Here is a 14,001-nt window from a genome sequence, read left to right as displayed (position 1 = left end):
TGTCGCATTATGTAATATCCAAAATTTATTTATAAAAACTCTCTTTTTACCACTAAAAAAGCAGTGCGATTCCAATATGGAATCCACTGCTTAACAGTTTTTCAATTATTTAATTATAGAAAGTTTCCTGGACCCTTTGTCGATTCTCTTACATACAGTTCACAAGAATATACAGTATTTTTGTAGGTTACTTCTTCTTTATTAATCAGCTTTAATAACAGCTCTGCTGCTTTTTTCCCCATATCGTAAGCAGGCTGGCTGATGGTAGTAACTGTGGGGCTAACCAGGTTCGCAAAAGGGATATTATCAAACACAATTAAACCGAGCTGTTTCCCAATTTTGATATCGTTTTCTTTCGCAAATTTAAGTACTTCCAAAAACACTAAGTCATTTGCTGCAACAAGGGCAGTTGGAGGTTCTTCTAATGAAAACAATTTTTCGAGCTCCTCTGCCATCAAATGTATGGGAGTACTTATCATATATTCTTCCAATACAGGCATATTGTTATTTTTTAATGCTTCCATATAGCCTTGCTTCCGTTCATGTCTTGTAGAGATCGTCAATTCTTCTGTAGCAATGGCTATTTTTGTGTATTGCTTCTTAATTAAGTGCTCTACCGCGTGCTTGGTTGCTTCCTTATTATTTACAACAACAGTTGGAACAATTAAGTCTTTGACTTTTCTGTCCATAAATACTACTGGATAGGCAGCATTTATCATTTCTTGATAGAGCTCTATATTTTGACCAGTTGGAAAAATGATTAACCCATCCACTTGTTTGGCACGAAGCATTTCGATATATTTTCGTTCTTTTTCAGGGTCATTATCTGCGTTGCATATAATTGCATTCATGTCATAATTATTAAAGTAATCCTCCAAAGCCCTGCAAACTTCAGTTGAAAAACGGTGCATAATATTGGCGACAATAATTCCAATCATCGATGTCCGCTTTTGCTTTAGGCTTCTTGCCACATAATTTGGCTGGTAACCAAGCTCTTTGATCGCATCCCTTATTTTATATCTTGTTTCCTCACTCATATATTCATATCGTTTATTTAAAAATTGTGAAACCGTGCTTTTTGAAACTCCTGCACGTTTCGCCACATCCGCCATCGTTATAGCCATGAAATCGTCCTCTTTTTGCATTTTTATTCTTTTATTTTACCTATTAATAGTGAAATAAGCTAGAAAAACAGAAAAAAGGATACCCGTAGCTTTTTGGGCATCCTTTACTGTAACTTTTTTAGTTTATTATGAAGCAACCATCTTACCGCTTTTCACATCTTGAGGCTTTTTTGCGGCATTTACCGCCCAAATTGTTAATAGGGCTGATAGGAATAGCGATCCTGCCATAAAGATATACGATGCGCTAAAACTTCCAGTTGCTCCATTTAAATACCCGACGAAGTAAGAACCAGCAAACGAACCAAGAGCCCCCATGCTGTTGATTAAGGCCATTGCCCCACCTGCTACATTCCGAGGCAGTATTTCCGGAATAATCGCAAAGAATGGACCATATGGAGCATACATTGCACCGCCAGCTATGATCAACAAGACGAATGATAACCAGAAGTTGCTTGTTCCGACTAAGTATGAGCCATAGAAAGCCAGTGCTCCAATTAGTAGAAATGGCCAAACAAACGCTTTCCTGTTTTGCAATTTATCTGAGAAGTGAGAAACCGTTAACATGAGAATAATCGACAAAATATAAGGGACAGATGATAGCCAGCCTGTTTCAACGATATCCATATTTGGGGCAGCCTTAATGATGGATGGCAGCCACATAACAAAACCATATACACCTACACTCCATAGTGCATACTGAGCACATAATAGAATAACTGCTTTCGACTTAAATGCCTCTGCATAATTTTTAACCGGTTTCAATCCTTGCTGTTCTTTCTCAAGCTCTTCTTGAAGCAAGGCTTTTTCACGTTCTGTAAGCCATTTTGCTTCTTTTGGCTCATCATTGACAACTCTCCACCAAATAAACGCCCAAATGACTGCTGGAAGACCTTCAATAATAAACATCCATCTCCAGCCATACGCTTCCAACAGATAGCCGGAAAGAATTGACATCCATAATACAGTTGCAGGATTACCTAGAATTAAAAAGGTATTAGCACGAGAACGCTCCGCTTTTGTAAACCAGTGGCTAAGGAATACAAGCATTGCTGGCATAACTGCGCTTTCAACAACACCTAGTGTAAACCTTATGACAACTAGCCAACCGACATGGCTAACGAGACCTGTCGCAGTTGCTAATCCACCCCATAAAATTAATGACCAAAAAACAAGCTTTTTCGCACTTTTATTTTCCGCATAATGTGCTCCAGGAATTTGGAAAAAGAAGTACCCTAGGAAAAACAAGGAGCCTAATAATGAGGAGATGGCCGGCGTAATTTGTAAATCCTCGGCCATACCTGCTGCCGCACCAAAGCCATAGTTTGCCCGATCTAAGTAAGCAAGACTGTACGTAATAAAAACAACAGGGATTAAACGAAGCCATCTTTGTTTTGCTAATTTGTTTTCCATTTTACTTCACTCCTTGTAAATGGTTTTTCATATATTGCTCTAACTGATGAGTGGTTGGATAACCGTCATTGTCCCCAGGGGATTGCACAGCCAATGCGCCAATGGCATTCCCTCTCCTTACAGCTTCCGAAATTGACATATTGTTTAATAATCCGCTGATCACCCCTACTGCAAACCCGTCGCCGGCGCCAACCGTATCAATGACATGGTCAACTTTATATCCATTTATTCTTCCTTCATCGTTTATGGTTTTATAATAAGCCCCTTCTTCACCCAGCTTTATGATAACTAACTTGACGCCTTTATCTAAGTAATATGCGGCAATATCTTCAGGAGCTTTGTAACCTGTTAAGATTACACCTTCTGCTAGTCCTGGAAGAAAGGTGTCAGTTTGAAAGGCAATTTCATTCGTTTCTCTCACCATTTCCTGTGCTGATTGCCATAGTGACGGACGTAAATTAGGATCAAAGGATACAGTCCGATTATTGCTTTTCATTAAGGTAAGTGCATGCTTCGCAAACTCTCGCGTACTGCTGGATAATGCAAGCGGAATTCCCGTCATATGCAAATGAATAGCTTTTAAAAAATAAGCTTCCTGAAGGTCATTTACACCCATTTGACTTGCTGCAGAGCCTTTACGAAAATATTGGACTTCAGGATCTCCTTCCGAAACCTTTGACTTTACTTGAAAACCTGTAGGATAATTTTCATCGATAATAACATGGTCAATATTAACATGCTCTTCTTTTAACCGTTGAATAATAAATTTCCCAAATGAATCATTACCTACCTTGCTGGCCCAGCCTGAACGAAGACCTAATCTGGCAAGGCCAATCGCAACGTTTGTTTCCGCACCGGCAAGACCGCGTGTATAATGATTCACTTCATGAAGCGGACCTTGCTCATCTGCGATAAACATGGCCATTGCTTCACCGAATGTGATGACATCGAATTGATTCATATAATTCCCTCGCTTTCTTCAAGAACTGCTTCTTGAACCAACTTAATAAAATCCTTCATTTTTGAAACTGGATCGATCGGAAACTCCAATGCCTTTGGCAAATGATGGGGAAAAAGTCTCACTATTTTTCGCCATTCTGCGTCACTTGTATCCATAAGCGGCAGCGTCACAAGGGAACCTCCACGATTCTCAACATGTTTGAGATGCAAGTAACCGACATATGGTGATAATTGCTCAAGAGCTTTTTGAATCGATTGTTCAGTGTAATACCAATTTCCGCTATCAAATGTCATTTTCACTGGCACTTCATAATTCGAAGCGTTTTCAAAAAAGACTCTCAAGCATTCAACATTACCACCATGCTTCGTTTGATCATTCTCAACAAATAGTTGAATAGATTCTTTTTTTAGTAGATCCTTTAATTCACTTACGTTCGAATGTTCCTGGTGATAATGTCCTAATGAGACTTTTAGCCATTGTGCTCCAAGAAGCTTCGCCTCCTCAATTGTCCTTTGAAGAAGCAGGTTATTTAACGTATGGTCAACTCCCCATACTTCAATAGGAGCGGAGAAAACGGTAAATAATTGTTCATTTTCTATTTCTCTTTTTACTAGCTCGAGAGCTATATCCCCCTCCAAAAATAATTCTCTTCGAATCTCAATGCCAAATGCACCGGATAAAGCAATGTCTTTAACAAATGCAGCTTGGCCTTTCTCCAATACTTCATTTCTATTAAAAGCATTTAATGGAACGATTACATTATTCATGGATAATTCCTTTCAGTTTATTTATAAATCGGTTTAGTAAATCGGTTTATTGATAGTATAAAATAGATGTAAGCGCTTTTCAATACCTTTTTCCTTTTTATTTTTAAATAAATTGAAAAAACCTTAAAAAGCATTAGCTTATTAAGGTTTCATCGGAATTATTTATGTTTCTTTTTTGGATTTCAATTGATTCCTAAAATTGTTCTGTTCCTCTTTATAGGAGAGATACTCCTTTGCTTGTTGTTCTGTATCTTTTTTTAATTGAAATACATTGCTTGCATTATAGGCTTCAGCGTTGAAACGAATAGGAGAGAGTTGCACCCCTTGACTTGTAGCCTGTTTGAGATGTCGAAAAAGTGAAATTACATATTCCTCGTCCTTATTTATCGACTTGTATTCAGCCATCAGTTCACGATCCAGGTGATCTAATGCAGCTAGTGTGTCTCTACGTTGCTTTTCAGCACGATCCTGACTTTCTTCAAAACGGCTGTTTGAGAAAGCATCTATATCAATTAAGTCCTCTATCTTTTTTAGGATCTTTGTTAATTCAAAATATTGGTTTAAGACAATTTCTTCAGAGAGATTTGCAGCGTTAGGCAAATCATTTTCAAGAAAAGGAACATGGATGATCGTGTTTCCTGCTAAATCCAGGTCTTCTATCATTCCTTCAATACCGCAAAAAAAAGCAATCCGTTTATTGATAAGAAGCACCCATGCTTCTATTACATCGATTTGAGCTTGATAAAACCCTTTAACTGCCTCAGCGCCTTCACCTTTAAAATGCTCTCCCAAATTCACAACATTCCAGCATTGCTTTTTTACTTGTTCAAGATTACCGAGAAGTTCCTGGTACTGCTTGGCCCTTACTTCCATTGCTTCGATTAATTTTTTTGCTTCAAAAACCCTCACAAGTACCTTTCCCTTCTATATTTTTACTACACTTTACACTTTTTAGGTAATTAAAATTTAACTAGGTTTAGGTAATATTATACAGAGGCATTTCCATTCAACAAATGGACCATTTTTCCTTAAATCCTTTACCTGATAAGTACTATTTTCATCTCTTGAAAGTAGGAAAAAGGTATGTCACAAAATATCTACATGATTTGAAGGGGAATTTTTAGAAACCAGTGATGGGACTTTATGGTATCATTAAAGGATCGATTATTTTTGTCATTTTTCGAAAGATGGATGGAGTGTCTATCAGCTATTTTATTATGATTCCATGTTTTTAACTTGGGACAATGTTCTGCAAGATTCAGGAGAAGTTCCACACCAGTCCACAATCGTTAACGCAATAATTTCAGCGGCTTCAAACATCTTATCAATCTCAATATACTCATTTGGAAAATGAGCTTTTTCTGTAACCCCTGGGCCAAATACGATGGTTGGTGTCGCTCCCACCTTTGTTAGTAATCCCCCGTCTGTCCCCCATGGAGAGGCTTCGATCACAGGCTCATGTCCCACTACCTCACGAAAGCTTGCTGATAAATATTTTACTAATTCATGCTCGATATCAATTGAACCTGGAACCCACCTAGCACCAAACCATTCAATTGTAACTGGATGCTCTGAAAACCAAGAATCAATTTCCTTAAGTTCGTTCATCCAGCATTCCAGCTCATGTTTAGCTGCCTCCATTGTTTCTTCTGGTGAAATTCCCATCCGTCCTTCTAGTTTAACAAGATCAGCGACAGAAGAAGGCCAATCTCCCCCCTCAATTTTCCCTATATTAATGGGTATGGGGATCGGGATTTTACTGTAAAGAGGGTCAGTAATCCGTTCATTTCTCCGTTTTTCCAGCTGTTTAATATGTTCAACAACAAAAAGGGCTTTTTCAATTGCGCTAACTCCCTCATAGCGTGTTCCTCCATGTGCTGAGCGGCCTTTCACCTGGATTCTAAACCACATGGATCCCTGCTGCTTCGGGAAGATTTTCATGTTTGTCGGTTCAGGGATAATTGCTGCATCTGCCTTATATCCTCGTAGAATAGCAGCTAATGTACCCAAGCCGCCGCTTTCCTCCTCAATGACACTTTGAAAAATCACATCCCCTTTCAAAGGAATTCCAAGTGCACGCAGAGCGGATAAAGCTAACAAAAGTGAGACATTACCGCCTTTCATATCTGTTGCACCTCGTCCATATATTCTTCCATTGCTGATTTCACCGCCAAAGGGATCATATTCCCATTGCTGCGGATCTCCTTCAGGAACAATATCTATATGACCATTTAAAATAAGGGATCGTCCTCCCCCGGTGCCTTTAAGCAAACCTACAACATTTGGACTGCCTTTAAATTCATTTCGCGGCGAGGCAAAATAGGGATGCTTAATTACCTCATCCCCATCAGGCTCCCAAACATCCACCTTTAAACCTATTTTATACAAGGCTTTCATAACAATTTTTTGCGCTTGGTCCTCATTTCCTTGCGTGCTGGCTGCTCTCACTAACTTTTGCAAAAGCTTGATTCCATGTTCTCGATTAGCTATTAACCATTTATTTATATGGGATTGCAGCATCTTCCGTTCCTCACTCAACCAACTCATCCCCCTTTATCTGTCCCATATCCTTTTATTTCACCACGTTGAGGTTTTCAGAAATATTTAAAGCAGCGCCAGTTTTTTGAGCGACTTCCTCGGCAGTAAAAGGATCCATAACTTCTTTTAGAAGGAGACCTTGATTGGTCACTTCTATGACAGCCATATCGGTAATAATCATGCTGACACATTCCTTTGCAGTTAACGGCAATGTACATGCCTGCAAAATTTTCGGTTCTCCTTTTTTATTACAATGATTCATTAAGACAATGACTTTTTTCGCTTTTTTAGCCAGCTCCATAGCTCCGCCAATTCCCGGTACCCTTTTTCCAGGTACAATCCAGTTTGCTAAATCACCCTTTTCACTAACTTCAAGACCGCCAAGAATTGTAACATCCAAGTAACCAGAACGGATCATTCCAAAAGCCGTTGCACTGTCAAAATAAGACGCTCCAGGGTTTATGGTGACAGGAAAGCCTCCAGCATTACATAATGTTGGATCCTCTTCTCCTTTTTCAGGTGATTTCCCCATGCCGAGAATACCATTTTCCGCTTGAAACATGACATGTACATCTTCAGGGAGATGGTTGGGTACTAAAGAAGGAATCCCTATTCCCAGATTGACGATCATCCCATTTTGAATTTCCTTTGCTGCTCGTTTGGCGATTCGGTTTCTGATCTCCTTATCCATGCTCAACTTTAATCCCCCCTAAAAGCCCATTGGTCTTGATCATACGCTACTCCCAAGCCCACTTCCAATCCACTCCATTACTTTGAACAACAAGATCTACGTAAATCCCTGGCGTCACTATTATTTCCGGGTCAAGTTCACCCATCTCAACGATTTCTTCCACCTCTGCAATGGTAAATCTGCCGGCCATGGCAACTAACGGATTCGTATTTCTGGCACTTGTTTCATAAATAAGATTGCCAAAGGTATCTGCCTTTTTGGCATTTACAATGGCAATATCTGCTGTCAGTGCGGTTTCCAGCAGAAATTCCTTGCCATTAACGGTTACTTTTTGCTTACCTTTCTCCACCATGCTATCAAGACCCACATCGGTTAAGATCCCGCCAAGACCAACTCCACCAGCACGAATTCGTTCCGCTAACGTACCTTGCGGGGAAAATTCAACTGCTAATTTTCCTTCCATCATTAATTGTCCTGCGATTGGATTTGAGCCGATATGGGATACGATTAATTTTGTAGCTCTGCCTTGGCTTACAAGCCGGCCAATCCCGATATCAGGAAATCCGGTATCATTACCGATTAATGTTAAATCCGTTATCCCTTTTTCGAGAATTCCATTGATTAATGATGGCGGATTACCGATACCCCCAAAACCGCCAAACATGAGAGTACATCCATTATGAATATGTGATAATGCTTCTTCAAGGGTGCCTATTTTGCTGATTGATTTTTTTGGAGCCGTCACTGTCCTTTCCCCCTAACAATCTAATTCTCTTTGAATCTCTATGACCGTTTCTTTAAAAAGATGTACTAGCTGATCAATTTCTTGTTTTGTTATGATAAACGGCGGAGAAATAATGACTGCATCACCATGAACTCCCTCTTCACCAGCAGATGCCGGATAAATAAGCAAACCCTTCTCGCGTGCTCTGTCAACAACTCGGCTTGTAACTGTTTCAGATTGGCTGAATGGTTCCTTGGTCATTCGGTTGGACACAAACTCGACACCAATCATCAGCCCTTTTCCGCGAACATTCCCAATCATATTTAGATCTCCGGCTATTTCCTCTAGTTTTTGCAGCAAATAGCCGCCGTTATCATTCACCTTATCTAGCAGTCTATGTTTTTCAATATAATTTAATACTGCTAAAGCAACAGCTGCAGATTGCGGATTGGCACTATAGGTATGGCCGCTCATAATCGAACCCGAGCCTTGTAAAATCGGTGTCATCACCTTCTCACTTGCAAGGGCTGCTGCCATCGCGGTATAGCCTGCACTCATTCCTTTGCCAAGGGCAATAATATCCGGCTTAATCTCCCAATGATCCATCCCGAACATTTTTCCTGTACGCCCAATCCCAGTCATTACTTCATCAGCAATAAATAGAATATTATAATGTTTACAAATTTTTGAGATTTGTTGATAGTAGCCTTCTGGAGGAACGATAACCCCGCCAGCTGCTCCTACGATCGGCTCAGCGATAAAGGCAGCGATATGCTCGGCTCCAATCCGCTTAATTGCTGTTTCTAAATTATTGGCACAGCTTAACTGGCACTCAGGAAAAGTCTTTTTAAATGGACATCGATAACAGTATGGAGCCGCTGCACTTGGAAAGTCTTCCAGCAGCGGTACAAACCGTTCTCTCCGCTTCACATGACCAGACATTGATAACGCACCAATGGTGATGCCATGATAGCTAATAAACCGTGATAGGATTTTTGTTTTTCTGTAGTCTCCTTGCTCCTGCCAATGTTGGATCGCCATCTTCATCGCTGTTTCTGTTGCCTCTGATCCGCTATTGACGAAAAATGACCAGTAGTCCTCGCCTGCATCTACAAGCTCATTTAGTTTTTGTGCCAGCATCTCTGCCGGCTCTGAGGTAAACTGTGAGCGATACACAAAAGATACCTTTTTTGCTTGATTATTCATGGCTTCAATAATTTCCGGGACCCGATGGCCGATGCTTGCTGTTACAGCACCTGAGGAGCCGTCAATATATTTTTTACCTGTGTCATCATATAAATAAATGCCATCACCATGGGTGGCTGTTGGATAAGCATCTTTCATCATCGGTTTAATTAGCAACGAACGTTTCATCCAAGTCACCGAATCCTTTCATTTTAAGTGCAGGACTATGTCACATAATTAAAATCGAAAATAATTTCTTTTTAAAAATTTCGGCTGCGCCATTAACGCCTCGTATGAGATTTCCTTGCCAATCTTTGTTGTATCAATTAATAGCAGCTGATCCTCCAGCTGTTGAATTGTCTCTTCTGTCTGATATTCCATTCCACATGACGAACATTTCATCCCTGGTGTTTCTGTTATTTCAATCGCGCGTGTGCCGTCTGGCAATTCCCAATAAACGGTACAAGTAATTTCATTTGCATCCGATTGCTCACACCATTCACATTTCATTTCCAAACCTCCTTACAAGCTCATTCATTCCTTGCTTTTTTCTTTTTTTAATTGTGCCTGATATTTTTTCTCTTTCAGCTCATCACGCTTTTCCCGCTTTTCTTTTAAAGTTGAATAGGTCGGGCTTTGTTTGAAGCTTTCTCTACGGTCGTAACGCTCAAGTGTATCTGGTACCAGATTCAACTTTTCATCGTTTAATAAACCGCTGATTCCTAATTTAGACGGCTTTAGGTCATGAGCTTGATAAATGGATTGAAAATAATCATCCGCCCGTCCCGCAACATAGTTTTCTGGCTCAGGATAGGTGGTAATAACCCCTTCAAAATTACGAAGCACGGTCTTTGCAGGACTTTGTGATATCAAATAGTTCGGCTGTAAGGTAATTTTCCCGCCTCCCCCAGGTGCGTCAACCACAAAGGCTGGCACAGCATAGCCGCTTGTATGTCCACGTAACCCTTCGATGATCTCAAGACCTTTGGAAATCGGTGCACGGAAATGGCTGATCCCTTCTGAGAGGTCACACTGATAAATATAGTAAGGGCGGACCCTGATTTTTACTAAATCATGCATAAGTTTTTTCATGATCGGAACACTATCATTGATCCCTGCTAAAATAACGGCCTGATTTCCTACAGGAACTCCTGCATCAACAAGCATTTCACAAGCCCGTTTTGATTCCTCTGTGATTTCAATGGAAGTGTTAAAGTGTGTATTCAACCAAACAGGGTGATATTTTTTTAGGATGTTGCAAAGATTTTCTGTAATACGTTGCGGAAAAACAACTGGTGCTCTTGTGCCGATCCGGATAATTTCAACGTGAGGAATCTCACGCAGATTTTTTAGAATATATTCAAGAATATTGTCATTAATTAAAAGTCCGTCACCGCCCGAGAGCAGCACATCTCGAACCTCTGGTGTATTTCGGATATAGTCAATGGCTCCATCTAATTGCTTTTTAGGGACGCCCATCCCAATCTGACCTGAGAAGCGTCTCCGCGTACAATATCGGCAATACATTGAGCACTGATTTGTAACCAGAAATAACACACGGTCAGGATAGCGGTGCGTCAAGCCGGCAACGGGTGAATCCTCATCTTCTTCAAGCGGATCCTCTAAATCATATTTTGTTTTGTACATTTCTTTTCCAATTGGAACAGACTGCATCCGAATTGGACATCTAACATCGGTGGGATTCATTAATGCTGCATAATAGGGAGTAATATTTAGCGGAATTGTTTTTGTAGAAATCCTCACCCCTTCCTCTTCTTCGGGTGTGAGGTTAATAACCTTTTTTAAATCATCCAATGTGCGAATAGTATTAGTAAGCTGCCAGATCCAATCATTCCATTTTTCTTCAGGTACATCCTTCCACAATTCAATGTCTTTCCAATGACGCTGCGGTTTATATAAATCATGTAGCATGATCATTCCTCCTTCTTTGCTGTACATCATTTATCTTGCAAGTTTCATGCCAACAGAAATGAAGGAAAAAAGATCAGAGGGGAGAATGCAGCAAATACTTTTTTTACAATTAGCTTTATTAGCCAGATATAGAAACCTAATTTCAATGCTGGATTTTCGGCATAGCGTAAAAATGAATCTGCCATTCTATTGCCTAAAAATCGGCACCATGCTTAAAAACCGGCAGATCATATGTCATCTCACTTTTTTGATAAATCCTTTACCCATACATTCATATCCTCTAATTTGTCAAATATATAGCAGTTGTTTGTTAATCTTCCGTTGTATTGATAGCCAAGCTGAAAAAAAGCAGCATTCATGCCAAAGGAAAGGGCACGGGCAATCGAGAATGCACAAAATATCCCGCTCTTCTTTAGTTCATCCTCGAGCTGAATAAGGAGTTTTTTCATCAATCCATATTTTCTATGTTCCGGCAATGTCGCACAGTCAGTAAGCTCAGCATGGTAAAAGGTATTGTTAACATCTGCAGAAGCAGCACTTACAAGCTGTTTGTTACATTCAACAACATAAAAAATAGTGCCTGACCTGATCATTTTTTTTACATAATCCGAGTCATTCATAGGTGTCGGATAAACAGCAAATACGATCCTATATAATTCTGCAAGTTTCTCTGCATCCTGCTCGTCTGCTTTACGGAAGTGATATCGCTCAGGGATGATTGCTGCTTCCTTCGTGGTTTTTTTCTGGATTTCCTGAAGAACCGTATCCTCTTCGATCCAATATTTACTAGTTCTTCGTTCGATATCTTTATAGCAGGTCATAATATAACTGTCTGTTCCATTAAAATAGCCCTTTATAATTGCCTCTAATTCAAACCCTGTTGATAGCAATTTTTGCCAATGCTCCGGTCTTGCAAAAAAAATCACTTTTGTAAACGAGCTTTTGTTTACTAGTTGATCGAGTTCTTGCAGAATCATTGACATATTTCCCTGGTATTGATCGACACGAAGGCGCTCATTAAAATAATCAAGATAAATCTGTAGTGTATAATGAATGGTTTTTTTGGTTATCGTTTCGTATGGTGGATTCATCCTTATCTTCCTTTCATGTTGTCGATTCAACTACTATCTTATATTTTTTCATTTTATATTGCAGCGTTTGTCTGGGAACTTCTAATATAACTGAGGCTTTGAGGATATTCCCCTTTGTTTGTGCTAATGCCTCTTGAATTAACTCTGCTTCTACCTTTTCTACCGTTTCTTTTAATGGTGATAGATTGATTTTTTCTTCTGAAGATATTTCTTTTAAAAAATCAGGTAAGTCCTTCATTGTAAGGTTATCACCTTCAGCCATATTCATCGCATACTCAATTGTATGCTCTAATTCACGAACATTCCCTTGCCAAGAATGTTTTTCAAGTTTTGCTTGGACTAGCTCATCGATATGGATGACCAGTTTATTAAATAAATAATTATATTTTTTAATAAAATGATTGACTAATAAAGGAATATCTCCTTCTCGCTCTCGTAATGGAGGAAGCTCAAGAAAAAAAACATTTAAGCGAAAAAATAAATCAGAGCGCAGCAGTTTCTTTTCCATACAGCGGTATGGATGTTCATTCATGGCAACGATAATTCTGACATCCACGATATATGACTCTGTACCACCAACTCTGCGGATTACGCCATCCTCCAGAACGCGTAAAAGTTTTGCTTGGAAATCTAAGGGCATCGTATGAATTTCATCAAGAAAAAGCGTTCCTCCATGAGCAAGTTCGAACAACCCGGCACGGTCAACAGCACCAGTAAAACTTCCCTTTGTGGTACCAAATAAAATACTCTCTAATAATGATTCAGGCAAAGATGAACAGTTTTGCGCGATAAATGGGCCTGATTTACGTGAAGAGGCATTATGAATAGATTGAACAAGCAACTCCTTTCCTGTTCCTGTTTCTCCATAAACCATCACAGGTGAGGAGCTAAAGGCAGCCCTTTTCCCTTTGCTGATCACCTTTTTCATTGAATCACAGTTTGTGATGAGGTCATCCCAATTGTATTTAGCGCCAGATGAGGATGACGGTTTTGTTTTTTTGTTATTCATTTTTTGCTGAAGCTCAAGCAGTTTTTCAGAAAGCTGTTTGACTTTTGTTAAATCCTTAGCAATCTCAACCGCTCCTGCAATCCGATTTCCAACTTTTATTGGAATCGTTGTATTGACTGTATCAATCAGTTGGCCCTTGCTATTTTTATAGGTTTGGGATTGCTGGTAGATTGGTTTTCCTGTTTCAATCACCTTCAAAAGGGTGCTCGTTTGCCTTGTTAATGATGGAAATACGTCAAGAACATGCTTCCCCAGCACCTCATCAATCTCAACGCCGTCATGCTTTGCCGCTACCTTATTATAATAGATCGTAATCCCTTCTGAATTAACGGCATGAATCGCTTCATCAATACTGCCCAAAATCGCTTCTAGCATCTGTTTTGTTTCAAAAGATTCTAAAAACATTGTAAGCCCACCTCGTTTTCAAGCACGACTGTTTCATTTCCGAAAATGGCTCTATATTTATTGTTATTAAGTCTTGTTCTTAACTATTCTTTCAGAGATAAAAGTACATCTTATCACACATAATCCACTATAGTATGATGTCTAATCTTGCTTGATTTTTCGTG

The 14,001-nt window shown here is 39.6% G+C and carries 13 protein-coding genes; all 13 read right to left on the bottom strand.

What is annotated here, in order from left to right:
• Window positions 1-113: 113 nt before the first annotated feature.
• Complete coding sequence (locus tag ACSVDH_RS09140) at window positions 114-1,124, bottom strand: LacI family DNA-binding transcriptional regulator (RefSeq protein ID WP_439249179.1); 1,011 nt, start codon at window positions 1,122-1,124, stop codon at window positions 114-116.
• Window positions 1,125-1,250: 126 nt separating this feature from the next.
• On the bottom strand, window positions 1,251-2,534 hold the full coding sequence (locus ACSVDH_RS09135; RefSeq protein WP_439249178.1) for an MFS transporter: 1,284 nt from the start codon (window positions 2,532-2,534) through the stop codon (window positions 1,251-1,253).
• A 1-nt stretch (window position 2,535) separates the two neighbouring features.
• Window positions 2,536-3,495, bottom strand: coding sequence for a sugar kinase (locus ACSVDH_RS09130; protein ID WP_439249177.1), 960 nt, complete (start codon window positions 3,493-3,495; stop codon window positions 2,536-2,538).
• Window positions 3,492-4,262 carry a sugar phosphate isomerase/epimerase family protein gene (locus ACSVDH_RS09125; RefSeq protein WP_439249176.1) on the bottom strand — a complete coding sequence of 257 codons (771 nt, stop codon included), beginning with the start codon at window positions 4,260-4,262 and terminating at the stop codon, window positions 3,492-3,494. Before ACSVDH_RS09125 ends, ACSVDH_RS09130 begins: the two co-directional genes overlap by 4 nt.
• A gap of 162 nt (window positions 4,263-4,424) precedes the next feature.
• Window positions 4,425-5,171, bottom strand: coding sequence for a T7SS effector LXG polymorphic toxin (locus tag ACSVDH_RS09120; RefSeq protein WP_439249175.1), 747 nt, complete (start codon window positions 5,169-5,171; stop codon window positions 4,425-4,427).
• 306 nt (window positions 5,172-5,477) lie between these two features.
• Complete coding sequence (locus ACSVDH_RS09115) at window positions 5,478-6,782, bottom strand: peptidase (protein ID WP_439249779.1); 1,305 nt, start codon at window positions 6,780-6,782, stop codon at window positions 5,478-5,480.
• 52 nt (window positions 6,783-6,834) lie between these two features.
• On the bottom strand, window positions 6,835-7,497 hold the full coding sequence (locus ACSVDH_RS09110; protein ID WP_299089106.1) for a 3-oxoacid CoA-transferase subunit B: 663 nt from the start codon (window positions 7,495-7,497) through the stop codon (window positions 6,835-6,837).
• Window positions 7,498-7,537: 40 nt separating this feature from the next.
• Window positions 7,538-8,236, bottom strand: a complete 699-nt coding sequence (locus ACSVDH_RS09105; protein WP_439249174.1) for a CoA transferase subunit A — start codon at window positions 8,234-8,236, stop codon at window positions 7,538-7,540.
• A 12-nt stretch (window positions 8,237-8,248) separates the two neighbouring features.
• Window positions 8,249-9,589: an aspartate aminotransferase family protein gene (locus ACSVDH_RS09100; RefSeq protein ID WP_439249173.1), complete on the bottom strand. Its 1,341-nt coding sequence runs from the start codon at window positions 9,587-9,589 to the stop codon at window positions 8,249-8,251.
• Window positions 9,590-9,637: 48 nt separating this feature from the next.
• Window positions 9,638-9,910, bottom strand: coding sequence for a YokU family protein (locus ACSVDH_RS09095; protein WP_439249172.1), 273 nt, complete (start codon window positions 9,908-9,910; stop codon window positions 9,638-9,640).
• 24 nt (window positions 9,911-9,934) lie between these two features.
• Entirely contained in the window at window positions 9,935-11,332 is a 1,398-nt protein-coding gene (gene kamA / locus ACSVDH_RS09090; RefSeq protein WP_439249171.1) for a lysine 2,3-aminomutase, read from the bottom strand.
• Between the two features lie 239 nt (window positions 11,333-11,571).
• Window positions 11,572-12,423 carry a putative beta-lysine N-acetyltransferase gene (gene ablB, locus ACSVDH_RS09085; protein WP_439249170.1) on the bottom strand — a complete coding sequence of 284 codons (852 nt, stop codon included), beginning with the start codon at window positions 12,421-12,423 and terminating at the stop codon, window positions 11,572-11,574.
• A 13-nt stretch (window positions 12,424-12,436) separates the two neighbouring features.
• Window positions 12,437-13,837, bottom strand: a complete 1,401-nt coding sequence (locus tag ACSVDH_RS09080) for a sigma-54 interaction domain-containing protein (protein ID WP_439249169.1) — start codon at window positions 13,835-13,837, stop codon at window positions 12,437-12,439.
• Window positions 13,838-14,001: the final 164 nt, after the last annotated feature.

The sequence above is a fragment of the Metabacillus sp. Hm71 genome (assembly GCF_051842955.2).
GTDB lineage: Bacteria > Bacillota > Bacilli > Bacillales > Bacillaceae > Metabacillus.
This window is presented reverse-complemented; position numbering and strand designations above follow the sequence as displayed.